The following is a 16,580-nucleotide window of genomic DNA, read 5'->3' as shown; positions in this document are numbered from 1 at the left end:
TCATACTACCATTAACATCTCCCTGATGAGCCTTAGTAAATATACAAAGGTTAAAAAAATTAATAAGTGTATTTTTTACAATTTTTGATTACTTCAGATACGAAGTTCCTTTTTTTTAGTGTAGAACATTAAGCAATCCAAAGGTTGTTTCCGTAGATTGGACATATGGCGTTGTTTTTTCTATTCCAGGGTCTTATTTATGATGTTTCATATTAGGGTTGGTGTTTAGCTTCTTGGATTTTTTTTTTCCTGAACTTTGATTACCCCACCTATAAATAAGATATCCTATCGAGATAAATAAAGTCTGAATCAATAGAAATCCTGCCAGGTAACCCCAACCATTTGGTTGATTTAAATCGAAGGTATTTTTAGAAAATCCTATTAAGGCTGACACCCCAAAGAAAATCATCCAACATACACCGAAAATTCTAGCTCCTTTCCTCATGTCCTCAGTCTGTTTTTTAACATTTTATACATTTTTATATTCCTTTTACTGGTTTTTACACTTTCCCAATCAGTGACAAAATATTCGGATTTTTTTACCACTAAATACAACCAATGTATAGTATTTCTCATTTCTTTAACAATACCTCAAATGCTATCGAATTTTTGATGTAGTATTTAAGAAGTCGAATGGTAATAAGGTTTACTATCAAATTAGCCTTGGGACGTGGTTAATGATCACTCTTAAAATTGCAACGCAGGTAAATTTATCCATTTTTTACCCTCGTCCGCATTACGCAGGTAATCATTACCCTTTTTATTCATCACTTGAAATATTTCCCCTTTTAATCTTTAAAGAGACAATAATGTTCTATTTTAGAAATGCTTAACTCCTCCATAAAGAATGAAAAGAAGAAAATTTATCCACCATGTAGCTGGCATCACTTTGGCGTCTTCCTTGATTCCTCAAAGCATGCAGGCAACACAGGGAAGGCCTGATGTCCAGGATAGCCCCCATTATCCGGCGCCGATATTGGACCTGCACCAATGGCTGAAATCCCCTGTCATCATCGATCAAATAGAAATCAAAGAGGCAGTAGGCCAGCAGTTTATCCTGATCCGTTCCAAAGAGGGTGTTCAGGGAATAACGGTCCTGAATTTCAGGATGGCCTATTTCTTACCCGTACTTCAGGACTTGTTGCAGCCCTTTTTTATGGGAAGAGATGCCCGGGATATTGAAACCATTTTGGACGAAATCGCCCATGCCCGCGTGGTTTACAAATATTCCGGGATTCCCCTTTTCAATCCTTTGGGGCATATCGAAATTGCCATCATGGATCTTTTGGGAAAAACAGCCGGACTTCCGGCTTCTACATTTTTCGGTAAAAGGATCCGCCACGAAATCCCCATGTATGTGTCCAGCCTGACCCGGGAAACTAGTCCTGAAGAAGAAGTGGCCAATTTGCAAAAGCAGCTGTCAGAAACCGGCGCGAAGGCGATTAAGATCAAAGTGGGCGGCAGAATGAGCAAAAATGCCGATGCGGCACCGGGCCGTAGCGAGCAGCTGATTCCCCTGATCCGGAAAATCCTTGGAGAGGAGCTCACAGTCTATGCAGATGCCAACAGTTCATTTGATCAGGAAGAGGGGATCAAGATGGCTAAATTCCTGGAAGAACATGGTGTGGCCATTTTTGAAGAACCTTGCTATTGGGAAGATTATGCCTCCAACAGAAAGGTGGCAGAAACCTTAACCACCATGAAGCTGGCAGGAGGGGAGCAGGATACTTCCTACCTGAGGTGGCGGGATATTGCCGAGACAGGCGTGTATCATGTGCTTCAACCGGATTTGTATTACAATGGCGGGTTGCTGCGGGCTTTTTATGTGGAAAAACTGGCCAAAGCCCATGGACGGACCATGGCTCCCCACAGCCCTAAAGATGATCCCCTCGCGGCTCCTTTCTTCCAGTTTGCCTCGGTTTCACCACTACTGGAAGGTTTTCAGGAATTCCTGGGTGGAAAGAAACAATATCCGGACTGGTACTTCCCACACTTTGATATCTTCAATGGGCAGATTAAGGTACCTGAGGGGCCGGGGTTAGGCCTGGAGTATGACATGGGGATTTTTAAGTAAGGCTTAAGGTCAAGTATTTGGGTTTTCAATAATGACCACAAAGCATAAAAAAAGCTGAACACTTTCCAGGTTCAGCTTCTAAAAAGTTTACGACTTTAAGGTGGAAAAATCAATTCTCTGCTTTTCCGAAAACCCAGGAAGCTCCCAGTCCAAAATTAAAGAAACTACCTTGCTCTCCCGGCACAAACATCAGCCCAACTTCTGGCCTTGCATTCAGGTTATCCATGATCCCGATTCCGGCACCTAGGTTAAGCCCAAGAAAACTATCCCCAAGTTCACTGCCTTCCCGAAGAGAAATCATGTATTTGGGAGTAAAGGTAAGATTGGCATTTTGACCCAATGGCATGGTATACATCATTTGATTTGTGGTCTGAGGTATTGAGAATTTCACCTGATTAAAGCGATTTTCTGATTGAAGTTAATTAGGATACTAGAGGCCTCATAATTGAAAAAATAAGTGTAGGAGGTTCTCTCGGGGAAATCTGCAAATTGCATTGAAAAATTTGAAACCTGTTGCAAAAATTAATTGGTGATTAAATTTTTGCCTTTACATGCGGGGATACTTCCAAACAATTAAGTAAGAATTCCGAAAATCAATAAAAGAATTTTTGCACGTCCAAAATCAGTTTTATAGGGAAGAGCAACAGAATTGTGAATTCTAAATAAAAAAGGGCATAACTATTTCATTTTCAACAAGTTTAAGTTGATTTATGCATTTGGAAAATTGAGATATTAGACTTTATTTTAGGACTGATTTTTAGTGATTGTCTCATTTTACGGCCCATGAATTCGAAAACAAAAGTGTTGGTTGCCAATGGCCTTGCAGGATTGATCCTGATGGCGGTACTCCTGTTTGCCCACCAAAAGGGAATCAATTTGAAAGAGTTCCAAGTACTGACCCCTATTCATTATGCGCTTTTTGTGCTGCCCCAGTTACCCTTTGCCATCTTTTATATCTTACACAGGATAGAGGAGATTCAGGAGAGTATGGCGGATTGAGTTGGAATAGTCATTTCTATTAGATTTTTTTAGGTTGGGATATCAGCCCAAATGGTTCGTATACGATTTCTTGGAAATTTGGTAATCAGTAACATTTGTGTGATCAGGGGAAAAAAGTATCTTTATTGAAAAGAATGGTATTTCTGAGGTTTGAAGCCCGCCATTGGGCGAAATTTCCAAATGATTTTCATTTCAAATTAATTGCAAGGGATGCTTAACGAAAAACACATTGAGTAAAATTAAAATCCTGATCGTTGAAGATGAGTTGGTGATTGCGGAGGACCTCAAGGATATCTTGGAGGAAATGGGCTACGAGGTCTGTGGGATTGCTGTCAGTGCCAGAGAGGCCTTGGCTATGATTGAAGAAAAATCCCCGGATTTGGCCTTGTTGGACATTCATATCAAAGGAGGCAAAGATGGCATAGCGCTCGCTGCTGAGATCAATGAGCATTATCATTTGCCTTTTATCATGCTGACTTCTTATTCAGATATGCAGACGCTCAACCGGGCCAAAGAAGTGCATCCTTACGGATATTTGGTCAAACCCTACAATGAAAAAGACATTTTGGCCTGCATAGAAATGTCCATGGCCAACTTTGCCAAGGAACAGGCGAAAAAATCACACGAAGAAAACCAAGAAGACTTTGTATTGAAAGACAGCATGTTTATTCGAACCAATGGCATGCTGGTCAAACTCAAGTTGGATGAAATCATTTATTTTGAGGCGGACGCCAATTATACCCAAGTACACACCAAAAGTAAAAAATATGTGATCCGATCCATCCTTAAAGAGCTGGAAGGCAAGCTTGATGCCAATCGGTTTGTCAGGATTCACAAATCTTTTTTGATCAATTTAGAGGAAATAGACAGCATCCAATCTGAATCGGTACAGATCGCAGGCAAAGAAATTCCCATCAGTAGGAATCAATACAGTTGGCTACTACACCAAATCAGAATGCTGTAATTTTTTTGTAATTGACATTTTAGCACACTTCTTTCACAATTCATGCTCGTTGTTCCCTCGATCAAGGGGTGACATATAGATTTCAGGTAGATTCATTTAAAGTTTTAACCACATAAACTAAATGAATCATGAAAAATACAATTACAGTGCTCGCATTATCCTTCTTGACAATTCTATCCGTAAAGGCCCAAGAACAAAGATTGGTTGCAGAAAATAAAGTTTCCAATGTTGAAGCTGTCTCAATAAGAAGTATGGAACTGCCTGCTTTCAGTGGCGGTCAGGAAGCCATAGCCACTTTTATCCAGGAAGCAATCCAATATCCGGACCTGGCCTTTAGACAAGGTGTTGAGGGTGTGGTTTTGGTAAATTTCAGGATTTCCAAAGAAGGAAAAATTTTAAAACCCTATGTTTCTCAGGGAGTGCATCCAACTTTGGACCAAGAAGCCTTAAGGTTGGTCAATGAAATGCCAAATTGGTCCCCTGCCTTACAAAACGGAGAACCCAGAGAAGTTGCTTATCAACTGCCTATCAGATTTGAATTAAACAACAGGTGAAATGTCTTAAAAGGCAGTTTTTTGATTGGGAAACCCTAAGGAAATTAAGTCTGAACAAGAATTTCTTCTTTTGAATAAACATAAGTATATTTCTACAAGCATAAATTATTGAAAGCCTTTTGAATTCAATCAATCGTTTTGAATTTTTAAAATCATAAATGAGATGAAAATTAAATTTCAGATAACCCTTTTTATGTTTTTATTCATTCAATCTGTTGCTTTTCCACAAAGCGCACAATGGTTACAGGATTCCTTGGGGTATTATCAAAAGCAATATGAAACGCATCTCAAAGACAAAGACTTAGATAATGCAAAAAAGGTACTAGCCAAATTAGAGAAACAAGGGATAGATAGCTTGGACCCCTTGTTTTTTGATTTTTTTAATTCCGCCATCCGTGACCCAAAAGTAACTGACATCCCGGGAATTCGAGCCGACCTATACAAATCTTTGGGATTACTGGAATATTATAGGGGTGACATCATTGCTGCCAAAGCGGCATTCACTTTTGCAAAAGAATATTATGAACAGGCGGGTGAAATTAAGGAGGCCTCAGGTTTGGCAATGAACATAGGTGTGATGCAGGAAAAATTAGGGCAGTATGATTCAGCCATCAACAATTACCTCCAAACCATACCCGTATTTGAATCTTTAAACGATGCAAAGTCCCTTGCAAATGTCTACGAAAACTTAGGACTTGTACATAGTATACAATCGAAACATAATACAGCCTTGGAGTATTTAGAAAAGACCGACTCCCTTTTGAACACCTATTTGGATTCAATGGCAGTTAGGTGGATAGGGCTATACATGAACAAGAACATGGTCCTTTCGAATCTAAACAGACAGGACGAAGGTTTAACCATGCTGTTAAAAGGATTTCGAATCGCAGAACATAATGAACATGAATTTTATGTCAACAGACTGAGTTCAATGATGGCTGATGTTTACAATTATAAAGGTGAAACTGACAAACAATATGCTGCCCTGCTCAAGAGCAAAAGCTTTTTTGAAAAAAGGGAAAACAAATTCGAAAAAGCAGGTTTGGATTTGAAATTAGGCAACTACCACTTCAATCACGGGAGTTTGGATTCTGCCATGATGTATGCCCGGAATGGTTATGCATACTATGCGGAGAACGGATTGCAGGAAAGAATGGGATTGGCGCTCAATCTGATGGGCAATATTGAGTTTACCAAAAAGGATTACAAGAAGGCGGTGGAATTCTACAATCAGTCATTGGCGCATGTTAAAAATGAAAATACACAAGACTATTCGGGGTTTTTGTTTAATATAGGTTATGCCCTGAACAAAGAGGGTAGATATGATGAGGCCTTGAAGTATCTCGAAAACGCGCTGACGATCAGAATCCAACTGAATGATATCAGCGCCATCAAGGAATCTTATCAAGGCCTTTCGGAAACGTATCAGAACAAAGGTGATTATAGGAATGCTTATGATTATTTGGTGCTTTTCAATACGTACTCAGATTCACTTTTTAATGAGACAAAAAACAGGCAGCTTTCAGAACTTGAAACCCAATATGAAACGGAGAAAAAAGACCAAGCCATCTCTGTTTTGGAAGGTGAAAGGGAAATTCAGAACCTTCGGTCGGAGAAACAACAAGCCCAGATCTACTTGAGCATCGGTGGGCTGATGCTGTTTCTGGTGGTAGCCGCCTTATTTTTCAGGCTAGCCAAAATCCGCAAGAAGCACAATGACACCTTAGAGGCAAAAAACAAGCAAATAGCCAAACAAAACGATGAGCGGGAATTGTTGTTGAAAGAAATCCACCATCGGGTCAAAAACAACCTTCAGATCATATCCAGCCTACTGAGTATGCAAACCCGTGGTTTGCAGGATGCCAAAGTAAAGGATGCCATGAAGGAAAGCCAAAGCAGGGTGAAGACCATGGCCCTGATCCATGAGAAACTCTATCAGTATGAAAACCTGTCCAAGATCAACATGCAGGAATACATGCACCAATTGAGTGATTTTTTGACCCAAACCTACCGATCAGACAAACAGATCATTGTCAACATAGAAGCGGAAGAAATCAGCCTGGATATGGATATGGCCATTCCCATAGGTTTGATTACCAATGAACTCTTATCCAATTCCCTGAAATATGCTTTTGAAAATATGGAATTTGGTGAGATCAATATTACCTTCAGCCAGTACAAACCAGGCTCCTACAAACTTTTGGTGGAAGATACAGGCAAAGGCTTGGATGAAAGCCTGGACATCGATAAAACCAAGTCCTTGGGTCTGAAACTTGTCCGTACCCTCACCCGGCAGATCAACGGACAGTTAACCATCAGCTCCAATCCGGGGGCTTCCTTTGAAATTGACTTTGAAGAAGTGGGCTTGGCAGCGTAAAGGGTACACTATCCAAGCTTATGAGGTTTCTATTGAATTTTTATCCCCTCCACATTTTTATTTAGAATGAAAATCGCTGAATCGATTTTTTGAATTCTTTTTCCTTCGATCCTGAGATTTTTAAAGTGGATGTTTTTCACCTTGTCCTTTGGAGAAAACCCATGTATGTAGGCGGTAACTTCTTTATTGAACAAATGAATGTTGGTAAGATAAATGCCATCGATTACAGGTTGGTAATCCTGTTCCTTTGTTCGTGGTCCAATTATTCGGGCTTCAAGAAAATGGCCTTTGGTCTGTTCGAGATAGATATCTTCGAAAACCACCTTGCGGATGGTGCTCCGATCGTGGGGTGTTATTTTTAAGGGATATCCCGAACGCATATCCAAAATATCGATGTTCTTGAAATAAACATCTTCGATATAGTCTCCAAGTGTTTCAGTGCCTACTTTCAGCGCACCTGTGGAGGATTGGAACATGCTGTTGCTCACATGGATATTGCGTACATCATCCTGCTCCCCGGTCTTGGTGTTGGTGATTTTCAGCGTAATGCAGTCATCCCCTGCATGGATAAAGCAATTGTCCACAAAAACATTCGTGGAAGCATCGGGATTGATGCCATCGGTGTTGTTCCAGAAACCATTGGGTTGGGCTGGATTCCATCCTATGGGTGGAATTTCATTGAGAATTTTGACATCGGAAAAATAGACACTATCGCTTCTGATGATGTGGGTATTCCAGCCTATTGCATCGATAAGATGAAAATCTTTGAAATGTAAGTTACGTGAATTGATGCTGCGGATCATATTCAGCCATCGATATTTGGGCAAATGCATGCGTCTGTAAGTAGCCCCATGAGCGGTAATCATTCCAGCGCCAAGAATGCCGGAATTTTCCACATCCCGAAAGTAAATCAAAGACCCATTGGTGTCTGGGCTTACACTGCGCGGCCATCCGGGTTGCATCGCCAATTCTTCTTCAGGATAGTCATCGGGATCGAGACTTCCAGAGATTACCGCATTTTGGTCCAAAAAGAGATAGGTATTGCTCCTCATAAAAACGGTGGCAGTGTGATACAGTCCTGAAGGGAAAAAAATCACACCTCCTTTTTGCTGTGAAACCGAATCGATCAGGTATTGGATTTTTTGGGTCTGCAGGGCTTTGGAATTGGGTTCAATACCATGGTCAAGTACATTGTAGTAAGGAAGGTCGACGGGAACAGTTTTTTCTATTTCCTGTCTATCTTTCTGAGGGAACAGATAAAGTTCAGGATAGTTATCGATATAAACCGCTATCTTGGTGTTTGCAGGAATCTCAATAGTCAACTGCTTTCCATTTACTTCTCCTTTGATGTCCAGTCGTTTGGGAGAAATTGAATATTTGGAGATGGTTTTTGGGGTTTCGATGATGATTTTACGCTTACCTTGATCTTTGATCCGGGCAAAACAGACCGGTATGGATTCCACACTGTCCGGAAGGTTGAAAATTTTAAGGACAGAAACTTCTTCTCCCTCATCCGTAACCTTAAACTCATTTGCCTTTTCAAAAACTTCTGTACCGTCCCGGTGCCGGTCGTATCGGTCCCACCGCATTTTCCAATGGGACAGGAATTGAAGTCTCCATTTGTTGATGGTAGCGATACATTCTTCCATGGGCCTATCTAGGTCAACATAATAATTTTGGTAATTCTCTGGATCGTAATGCCTGTATTGGCCTCCCCAACTTTCCTGTGTGGGGTCGTCTATATCGCCGATTCCGGCAATGAGGGGAGAGAGTAGGTACAAAAAAGAAGGAGAATCACCTTCTTTTAAGGATCCTCTTGGTGATGTGGCCTTGGGAAAGGCATCTCCACTTTTTTGGTCAAAATACCCGTTCCGGTTGCTGCCATGATTCCGGATGTTATGATCGATAAAAGCAAGGTTGTTCCACTCTCCTTCCTGATGTCCTCCGAGGAATACCCCACGCAATGTTTCATGTTTCCATTTGGGCAATACTCCGCTTTCTATCCACCACAAGTCCGGGTATTGGTCCCGCATAAAATCATACACAAAATTTCGGCTCAAGGTATCCGTGAGCGTGTTTGACGTTCCTATAAAATAAATCCGGATGTTAGGTGCTATATCAGGTGCATCATGCAGGGCCTGGGCAGTACTGGTCATGGCTCCCCATACCAATATCCAGAGGGGATTCTCAGGACTGTATTGCCTTGCCAAATCGATGATGTAATCGGTTCCTTCCGTTTGCTGTCCCGGTCCGGGCTGTCTTGCACCCCATACTCCTGCCCGTACCACTTCCAATGCTTCTGCCTCACTCATGAGCTCGGAATAGCCAAGATTTCGCAAATAATCCAGGTCAATCCGTTTTATCCATTCTTTGATCACTTCCACATTTGGGATGGTATCCCAGGGATGATTGGGGTTGTCCACGTCCGGTGTCGATACGATTCCTTTTACTTGGAGGTAATCAGAATAATGAAGGAGACGGAACAGGGACTGAATGTCATCGGGATCTCCACCCAGATCCGTATCCACCAAGATGTCAATTTTATCAGTGGGTAATTCATGGTTTTGATCCAACCTCGAACAGTTCAAGAAGCAAAGGATCAAAACGGAAAAGCTGATGAATTTAAGAAAGACCCATGGCTTAGGGTGGGGAAAGGATTTGATTCTTGTCATTTTCTAATGATTGTCATTTTGACCCGTACCTTTCAATGAAATATTCATTGAATCTGTGTTTACTGTAATCGGAGTTTTCAGCCCATTTTTTGGGGATTGCTTTTTGCAATTCCAAAATGATTCCCGCGTGTTTTTGGCTATTGGCGAGGTTTGTCCATTCATAAGGATCCTCAATTAAATCATACAATTCCTGAGATCCATCTTCGTATTGAATCAGCCTGTATTGATCACTTCTTATGGCGACATTTCCTATGCCATAGATGGTAAGAGCCACGTGGGGCCAATCCATATCAGGGTGATGAATTAAGTTGGCAAGTGAATTTCCTTCTGCCAGTTCGTAAGCTGGTAGACCGCTTAATTCCAAAAGGGTGGGATAAATATCCATTAGTTGAACAGGTTTGTGGGAAACTTTGCCTCCATCACCTTTTATGTCCTTAAATAGCAGCAGCGTTCTGGAATCCCGTTCCCAAAGAGACTGTTTTGAAACCCGGTTTTTTTCCCCTAAATGGTGACCATGATCTGACCATAAGACCACGATCGTATTTTCTGCATAAGGCGATTCTTCCAATGCTGTCAACACTTTGCCAATCTGTGCGTCTACAAAAGCAACACAAGCAAGATAAGCCTGAATGACCTCCTTCCATTGCCCGTTTTTAATTAGCTCCTCTGTAGTGGGCATCATGGGGGCATTGTTTACCCTTCTGGAAAATGCCGGAATATCGTCAAAGTCATTGCTTTTAAAAGGAGGAGTTTGGATGCTTTCTAGCGGAAACATGTCAAACCATTTTTGTGGTACATGCCAAGGCACATGTGGGCGAATAAAGCCAACAGCCAGAAAAAAAGGGTCTTCATGTGATTCTTGCAATTTTTGGACTGCCCATTGTGCATACTTGTAATCCGGCATGAGGCTGTCAAACTCCGGAAATGCGCCCCAGTCCGTTTGCGTACCACCGATCTTGCCCTCAATTTTTGAGGGGTCGTAATTGAACCTTTCTTTCGGAAAAGGGCCAAACCAGTCATATCCACCACCGTACTCCCCAAAAGTATTTGCCCTGTCTCCATTGTGAAAAACTTTTCCGATAGCCATGGTTTTGTAGCCATGTTGTCCAAAATATTGAGACATAAATATGGCTTTTTGGCTTAGCCCGTTCGCTTTGCTTATATGATCATCTTCCACCTGGAAATAGTTGCCTGTGGAGGAAGGATACAGGCCAGTCATAATACTCGCCCTTGAGGGGCCACAAATTGGGGCCTGACTATGGGCATTGGTAAACAAAGTGCCTTGACTAGCTAGTCGATCAATGTTTGGCGTGAAGGCCCTTATCGGTCCATCCATGACATTGACATAATCATTCAAATCATCTACTGAAATAAACAATATATTGGGCTGCTGGGCGAAAAGCTGCATCGAGTTAATGGCAAACCAAATTAAAAATAAGAATTTGGGTTTCATGCGGTGGACTTTCATGCTTTGAATGTTGAAGAACCATAAATCAATTGGGGGAAGATATTTAATAAACTATTTAAGTGTATTCTGTACTGTACTGCCTGATCCAACTTCACTCCCGGCAGGTTAATACCTATTGATTAATTTGATGCTATACTTGATTTGTTTTGGGTGGTTCTTAAAATTTGGACTCCTGTTATTGAACCCTGTGCTTCATTCACTTCTTTGTCTTCCTGTTCCCGAAGTGTTGGTCTGCCGGTTTAATTTTCCTTTTTATTGCTTAGTTGGGAGTTTTTTAAGCTGTGAGCTTGAGAAAATCTCCCATTGCGTAGGTATAAAAGGTAAGGTTATTGAAGCGAACTGGTATCGAGTATGTTCATAGAAGGTTAATTGAGGCAGCAATTTTTCCCCATCAATCCATGAAGAGGAGTTTTCCCCACCATTTAAACCCGAAAAAGATGGTATCCGAAAAGTTTCAAAATTAAAAATGCCCCAAACGCTAAAATTTGGGGCATTTCGAAATATTTGATTGACTAAAAGCAGAGGAGGAGAGGACCGAGGATCAAGAAACAATCCGGTGGACTGTTTTAGTGAGGGGCCAGGCCGCGGGGAGCCCCGACGGCTCAAAAAAGAAAGAGGAGGAGGGATTCCCCCATAGGGGTCCATTTTGGAGAACCCCCGGTACCTCACGGTACAACGGTTTTTCCCAAAGGGATCCCTTCGGGGCAAGACCGCCACGATCGACCTGGTAAAATAATTTCGGGTTTCAGATTATTCCTTTTTCTTTGAGAAATTTGTATCCCTCAATTGACTTAAAGAACATTTCCCTCTTATATGCTTCGGATTTGGTAGGGAATTTTTCTGAATAGTACAGGATAAATGGGGTTCGGGATTTTGTGGATCGGACTTTTCCCTTATTGTGTTCGATCAGCCTTTTTTCAAGGTTATTAGAATGTCCGTAATAAAATCCTGAGTCCTTTAAGCTTTTAAGAATATATGCAAAGTACATACGGAAATATAATTGCTATAACAAAAAATAGCCCGACTCTGTCGGGCTATTAAAAGCAGAGGAGGAGGGATTCGAACCCCCGGTACCTCACGGTACAACGGTTTTCAAGACCGCCGCGATCGACCACTCTGCCACTCCTCTAAATCGATAGGACAAATAATTCTAAGCCGGTAGATAGACATTCTACAATGCCTTCCCGTCTTACGGAATGCAAATGTAGAAGGAAACTTTGGATTTGGCAACGATGGGTAAGAAAAAATCAAGAAACTTCTACCGATCTTCCTGTTCTAAATTATCGATTCATATCAACAAATATCTCAACCCCACCTGACCCATACTTTTATTGTCTAATCAGGGTAATCCCTGATTTTTTTTCTTGAGGGTATGCCCTGATGGATGCAGACAGAGGACCATCTACCTTTATATCAATTATTTAACCTTAAACAAACAAAAACATGGTTACCATCTTCACAAGTACCAAAAGCCACGGAAATGCAGGAACGCATCACAGTGGCGCAGGCAATGATGTACACAAATTCACCATTCCAGCCGGACACAGGTATACCCACCATACCATCACACAGGCCACAGGGCATACAGGTGCGGCAACTTTCCATGTGGTCAGCGCCCCCGCTGCCAATGCCACCGGCAACAGAGAAATCAGGGTCATGTGGACCAATGGTCCTTTCAGCAGGTGCCGTTATACTTTAAGGGTCTTTGGCGAGAAAATCAACGTTCCCGTCCCACCTTCCAATCCGGTCATCGTCTTTGGGCAACAGAATTGGTACAACGATGCCATCAACTGCCTGAATCAAAAAATGCCTTTTACTTTAAGGTTACAGGGACTGCATGCATTGAGCGTTTTTAACATCATCGATCCGATCCGCAGAGGATTAAGGGTAGTGCCCAATGAAGCAGTCAGCTTAGGGATGACCATCGCCATTTGTGTCACCATCATAGGAGTTGCCGGATTGGCCACTTTTGGGGCGTGTGTGCTCTATGCCATTCACCGCGGATGTACCGTAAAGGCCTTGTACGACACCAACCTCAATGCCGGTTCCGGTTCGGTCAACCAAAAGATGGACTTTAATTTCTTTGATTGCCCCTAATCCAGACAGGAAATCCATTGATAAAGATGAGTAGCTTATCCAAAGGATCCTTGGCCCTTATTGATGGGTTACCTTATCGGCAGGATTCCAGACTCCGGTTGCTTGTAAAGCAATCGGAGCTGGATTTTGATGAGGAGCAACTCGGGGTAAGCCAATTTCGAAGCCATGCCGACTACCTTTTGGAAATCATTTGGCAGGTGAATCCGCATTTAGAGGTTGGCCTTTTGCCTTTTTTCCCAACATTTGGTGAGCCAAAAGAATACCAACTGCAGCTCGCAAGCTTGATCCAAATAGGGGTGGAGGCAGGGTATAAAGTAATTGCCATGGCACTCGAAGGCACCTGTTATGATTCCATCAGCTATCCGCTAAGGAAAGCTTATGAACATGCGTATCGCATGGGGGTAGCCATTGTGATTTCTGCCGGGAATTCCGACCCTTTCCGAAACCCCCTAATTCATGCAAGGTATACCTTTCCAGTGGTTGGATTAAGTGAAGGCTGTCAAGTCAGTCCAAAGTTTTATTTTAGGTCTTATTATGAAAAAAAGGGTTTTGGTGCCTATGGTGGTGGTGTTGCCAATTACAGTGGACAACCTATTTCATGTAGTAGCGCGGTAGTCCGATTTGCATCAATTCTGGAAAAGACTGCTGAAAAACCCGCTCTATGGTTGAATCAGATCCATAAATGTTGCCCAGCGGACGCCATTCCGGTATTAACAGAGGATAAAGGGCTGACGATGACTCGATTAATGGATGTTTCGACCCCTATCCTTCCCAAAAATGTGTAATTTAAGTCCTTAAAACAATTTCATTCGATGAGGAGGTTTTTGAATTGCATAGTGATGCTACTATTCGGTTCTGGTTTCATCCATGAGGTCATGGGTCAGCATGAGCATTCAGAAGCATTGCAACGGCTATTTGATGAAGGCTTGTACTGGGAGACCCAAAACAGCGATAGTGCCTTGTCACGCTACCGAAGTGCCTTTGTTTTGGCGGAAAGTCTGGAAGATACCTTGGGTATGGGACGGGCATGGCTATACCAAGGCATGGTATGGAGTGATGTTTTGCATTATGACTCCGCAAACTTTTTTTACCAACAAGCTTTGCCTTTTTTCGATGCGATAGCGTACAAAAAGGGAATCGCCTCGGTATATATCAATTCCGGAAATCTTAGCCAATACCAGGGAAATTATGGGAAGGCAGTGGATGATTACCTATTAGGGATTTCATTTCTTGAGGACATCCAAGATTTGAAAAGCCTGGCAACCAGCTATGGGAATTTGGCCAATATTTTCAATGATATCTATCAATTGGACCAAGCCAAATTCTACTTCAACAAGGCTTTGGAGATAAGCAAAGTGTTGGGTGACAGTCTGGATATGGCTTTTGCCTTTCAGGGTATATCCTCAGTACTCTTAAGGGACCAGCAATTGGGTTTGGCAGAAATTTATTTGGACAGTTTGACAGAATTGGCCCACCATTTAAACTTTCCTTTTTTGGACCTCCAACATGCCTTTGCTCAGGTAGAGTTGGCCTTAGAGAAGAAAGAATTTGATAAAGCCTCAGCCCCAGCCAAAGTTTCTCTGCAGAAGGCCATTGAATTGGGAAATCCCTATTACCTTTCCGCCGCCCATTATTTTGTAGGGAAGGTTCACCTGGAAGAAGGAAGGTTGGATGCAGCTGCCACGCAACTGAATTTGGCTGAGCAATATGCTAGGGATGTCCAAGCCAAAGAATACCTGATCAGCGCTTACAAAGGACTTTTTGAACTGTATAAAAAGAAAGGTCAGTTTGCTGAGGCCCTGAGTTATCTGGAGGCCTATGAGCTGTATTACGACAGCATGATGAACCAAAACCAACGATGGAAAGTCAACGAATTGGAGCGGAAATTTGCCTCTGAGGTGAAAGACAAAGAGTTGCTTCAAAACCGGGTCAGTTTAGATCAGGCCAATTTTCAATTACTAAAAAAGAAAAATCAAAATCAGCTGTTAACGTTTTTGGTTTTGGGATTTTTCCTGACGGCAATGCTTTTGTGGTATCTGCTGCGGCTAAGGCAAAAAAAGAAAAATCAAGAAATTTTAAACTTAAAGCGGGAGCACCAAATAAAGACCCTGGAGTCCCTGATCAAAGGAGAAGAAAAAGAACGGCTCAGGATTTCGAAAGAGCTGCACGACGGAGTAAACGGTGACCTTTCTGCGGTAAAATTCATGTTGACAGGGCTTTTGGAAAAAAACAACAGGATCTTACAGGAGGCTGTGCTGATGATAGACAAGTCCTGTGAACAAGTGAGGGCTCTGTCACACAACTTGGTGCCACCTAGTTTGGAAAAATTCAGTTTGGTAGAGGCCATTCAGGATTATTGTAGAAAAATGAATGAGGTACAGGAAGCAGAAATTATTTTTCAACACATAGGCGCATGTGACGCATTGTCAAAAAATACCGAGTTGAATTTACTTAGAATTGCTCAAGAGTTGGTTAACAATGCCATCAAACATGCCCAAGCCAAGGAGATAACCGTTCAGATCAGCTGTTATGGCAATCAGATTCAGCTTACTGTGGAGGATGATGGTATAGGATTTGACCCTTCCATAGATCATGAAGGAATCGGGCTTCAAAACATCCGTTCAAGAGTAGATTATCTCGAAGGAACATTGGATATCCATTCCGATGAAAAAGGCAGTTCATTTGTCATCGAATGTCAACCAAAAGAAAATGAAGATGATTAGATTGGCCATCACAGATGATCACTCACTTATCAGAAGTGGCATAGCAGCCATGCTAGAGGAAATGCCAGAGCTCCTGATCGTCGGAAGCTATGCCAATGCCAGCGAAACGCTGGAAAACATCAAAAAGGATGCACCGGATGTATTGCTTTTGGATATCAATCTGCCCGATACCAATGGGATTGAATTGTGTAAGCCTCTGATCAGACTCTTGCCTGATTTGAAGATTTTGGCCCTCAGCAATCATGAGGACACCTCATTTGTGAAGAAAATGTTAGCCCAGGGAGCCCATGGTTACCTGTTGAAAAACACCCATAGACTTGAACTGATCACAGCCATGAAAGCGGTTTTGGCTGGGGAGGATTTTTTGCAGCCACAGCTAAAATCCAAGATGTTGGATCAATTGATGGGAAAAAAAACCAGGGATCCCTTTTTTCCAAAATTAACCAGGAGAGAATTGGAAGTCCTTTCGGCCATTGCTCAGGAATTGACCACGCAGGAAATAGCGGATAAGTTATTTATCAGCACAAAAACTGTTGAGACCCACCGAATGAACCTCCTGAGTAAGTTAGGGGCAAAAAACAGTGTAGGACTGATCAGGATCGCGATGGAAAAAGGCTTGATTGGTGAAGGCTAAAATTTGGTAAACCTTAAC

Annotated in this window: 14 protein-coding genes and 1 tRNA gene; 9 read left to right on the top strand and 6 right to left on the bottom strand. The window is 42.1% G+C overall.

Annotation, left to right across the window (positions count from 1 at the left end; translation table 11 throughout):
- Positions 1-193: 193 nt before the first annotated feature.
- A complete protein-coding gene (locus tag H1A14_RS13465; RefSeq protein WP_194776783.1) occupies positions 194-445 on the bottom strand; it encodes a hypothetical protein in 252 nt (83 codons plus the stop codon).
- Positions 446-847: 402 nt separating this feature from the next.
- On the opposite strand from H1A14_RS13465, the gene H1A14_RS13460 reads away from it, so the two are divergent.
- Positions 848-2,074: a mandelate racemase/muconate lactonizing enzyme family protein gene (locus tag H1A14_RS13460; protein WP_194776782.1), complete on the top strand. Its 1,227-nt coding sequence runs from the start codon at positions 848-850 to the stop codon at positions 2,072-2,074.
- A gap of 109 nt (positions 2,075-2,183) precedes the next feature.
- On the opposite strand, the gene H1A14_RS13455 is transcribed toward H1A14_RS13460, so the two are convergent.
- Positions 2,184-2,432 (bottom strand): hypothetical protein, encoded by a 249-nt coding sequence (locus tag H1A14_RS13455; RefSeq protein ID WP_194776781.1) that lies wholly within the window; start codon positions 2,430-2,432, stop codon positions 2,184-2,186.
- A 425-nt stretch (positions 2,433-2,857) separates the two neighbouring features.
- Here H1A14_RS13455 and H1A14_RS13450 point away from each other — a divergent pair, with 425 nt between their 5' ends.
- The 4 genes from H1A14_RS13450 to H1A14_RS13435 all read left to right on the top strand — a co-directional run bounded on the left by H1A14_RS13450 (position 2,858) and on the right by H1A14_RS13435 (position 6,968).
- The gene (locus H1A14_RS13450; protein ID WP_194776780.1) at positions 2,858-3,073 is read left to right on the top strand and encodes a hypothetical protein; all 216 of its coding nucleotides are present in this window, start codon (positions 2,858-2,860) and stop codon (positions 3,071-3,073) included.
- A gap of 229 nt (positions 3,074-3,302) precedes the next feature.
- Positions 3,303-4,037: a LytR/AlgR family response regulator transcription factor gene (locus H1A14_RS13445; RefSeq protein WP_194776779.1), complete on the top strand. Its 735-nt coding sequence runs from the start codon at positions 3,303-3,305 to the stop codon at positions 4,035-4,037.
- A 128-nt stretch (positions 4,038-4,165) separates the two neighbouring features.
- Positions 4,166-4,591, top strand: coding sequence for an energy transducer TonB (locus H1A14_RS13440; RefSeq protein ID WP_194776778.1), 426 nt, complete (start codon positions 4,166-4,168; stop codon positions 4,589-4,591).
- 163 nt (positions 4,592-4,754) lie between these two features.
- Positions 4,755-6,968 carry a histidine kinase dimerization/phosphoacceptor domain -containing protein gene (locus H1A14_RS13435; protein ID WP_194776777.1) on the top strand — a complete coding sequence of 738 codons (2,214 nt, stop codon included), beginning with the start codon at positions 4,755-4,757 and terminating at the stop codon, positions 6,966-6,968.
- Between the two features lie 29 nt (positions 6,969-6,997).
- Here H1A14_RS13435 and H1A14_RS13430 read toward each other — a convergent pair whose 3' ends face one another.
- From H1A14_RS13430 to H1A14_RS13415, 4 genes are all read right to left on the bottom strand, one after another.
- A complete protein-coding gene (locus H1A14_RS13430; protein WP_194776776.1) occupies positions 6,998-9,640 on the bottom strand; it encodes a nucleoside hydrolase-like domain-containing protein in 2,643 nt (880 codons plus the stop codon).
- Between the two features lie 13 nt (positions 9,641-9,653).
- Positions 9,654-11,108: a sulfatase gene (locus tag H1A14_RS13425; RefSeq protein WP_228527775.1), complete on the bottom strand. Its 1,455-nt coding sequence runs from the start codon at positions 11,106-11,108 to the stop codon at positions 9,654-9,656.
- A 745-nt stretch (positions 11,109-11,853) separates the two neighbouring features.
- Positions 11,854-12,096, bottom strand: a complete 243-nt coding sequence (locus H1A14_RS23430; protein ID WP_194776775.1) for a GIY-YIG nuclease family protein — start codon at positions 12,094-12,096, stop codon at positions 11,854-11,856.
- Positions 12,097-12,152: 56 nt separating this feature from the next.
- Positions 12,153-12,237, bottom strand: a tRNA-Ser gene (locus H1A14_RS13415).
- A gap of 314 nt (positions 12,238-12,551) precedes the next feature.
- Here H1A14_RS13415 and H1A14_RS13410 point away from each other — a divergent pair.
- The 4 genes from H1A14_RS13410 to H1A14_RS13395 are packed head-to-tail and all read left to right on the top strand — an operon-like array spanning position 12,552 to position 16,562.
- Positions 12,552-13,205, top strand: coding sequence for a hypothetical protein (locus H1A14_RS13410; protein ID WP_194776774.1), 654 nt, complete (start codon positions 12,552-12,554; stop codon positions 13,203-13,205).
- A gap of 26 nt (positions 13,206-13,231) precedes the next feature.
- Positions 13,232-13,990: a S8/S53 family peptidase gene (locus H1A14_RS13405; RefSeq protein WP_194776773.1), complete on the top strand. Its 759-nt coding sequence runs from the start codon at positions 13,232-13,234 to the stop codon at positions 13,988-13,990.
- 54 nt (positions 13,991-14,044) lie between these two features.
- Positions 14,045-15,928 (top strand): ATP-binding protein, encoded by a 1,884-nt coding sequence (locus H1A14_RS13400; RefSeq protein WP_194776772.1) that lies wholly within the window; start codon positions 14,045-14,047, stop codon positions 15,926-15,928.
- On the top strand, positions 15,915-16,562 hold the full coding sequence (locus tag H1A14_RS13395) for a response regulator (protein WP_194776771.1): 648 nt from the start codon (positions 15,915-15,917) through the stop codon (positions 16,560-16,562). The genes H1A14_RS13400 and H1A14_RS13395 overlap by 14 nt, the downstream gene beginning before the upstream one ends.
- The last annotated feature ends 18 nt before the right edge of the window (positions 16,563-16,580 follow it).

The organism is Pararhodonellum marinum (assembly GCF_015354735.1).
GTDB lineage: Bacteria > Bacteroidota > Bacteroidia > Cytophagales > Cyclobacteriaceae > Pararhodonellum > Pararhodonellum marinum.
This window is presented reverse-complemented; position numbering and strand designations above follow the sequence as displayed.

Coding starts and splice junctions, on each gene's coding strand:
- H1A14_RS13465 (WP_194776783.1), bottom strand. CDS start 445: ATGAGGAAAGGAGCTAGAATTTTCGGTGTATGTTGGATGATTTTCTTT.
- H1A14_RS13460 (WP_194776782.1), top strand. CDS start 848: ATGAAAAGAAGAAAATTTATCCACCATGTAGCTGGCATCACTTTGGCG.
- H1A14_RS13455 (WP_194776781.1), bottom strand. CDS start 2,432: ATGATGTATACCATGCCATTGGGTCAAAATGCCAATCTTACCTTTACT.
- H1A14_RS13450 (WP_194776780.1), top strand. CDS start 2,858: ATGAATTCGAAAACAAAAGTGTTGGTTGCCAATGGCCTTGCAGGATTG.
- H1A14_RS13440 (WP_194776778.1), top strand. CDS start 4,166: ATGAAAAATACAATTACAGTGCTCGCATTATCCTTCTTGACAATTCTA.
- H1A14_RS13435 (WP_194776777.1), top strand. CDS start 4,755: ATGAAAATTAAATTTCAGATAACCCTTTTTATGTTTTTATTCATTCAA.
- H1A14_RS13430 (WP_194776776.1), bottom strand. CDS start 9,640: ATGACAAGAATCAAATCCTTTCCCCACCCTAAGCCATGGGTCTTTCTT.
- H1A14_RS13425 (WP_228527775.1), bottom strand. CDS start 11,108: ATGAAAGTCCACCGCATGAAACCCAAATTCTTATTTTTAATTTGGTTT.
- H1A14_RS23430 (WP_194776775.1), bottom strand. CDS start 12,096: ATGTACTTTGCATATATTCTTAAAAGCTTAAAGGACTCAGGATTTTAT.
- H1A14_RS13410 (WP_194776774.1), top strand. CDS start 12,552: ATGGTTACCATCTTCACAAGTACCAAAAGCCACGGAAATGCAGGAACG.
- H1A14_RS13405 (WP_194776773.1), top strand. CDS start 13,232: ATGAGTAGCTTATCCAAAGGATCCTTGGCCCTTATTGATGGGTTACCT.
- H1A14_RS13400 (WP_194776772.1), top strand. CDS start 14,045: ATGCTACTATTCGGTTCTGGTTTCATCCATGAGGTCATGGGTCAGCAT.
- H1A14_RS13395 (WP_194776771.1), top strand. CDS start 15,915: ATGAAGATGATTAGATTGGCCATCACAGATGATCACTCACTTATCAGA.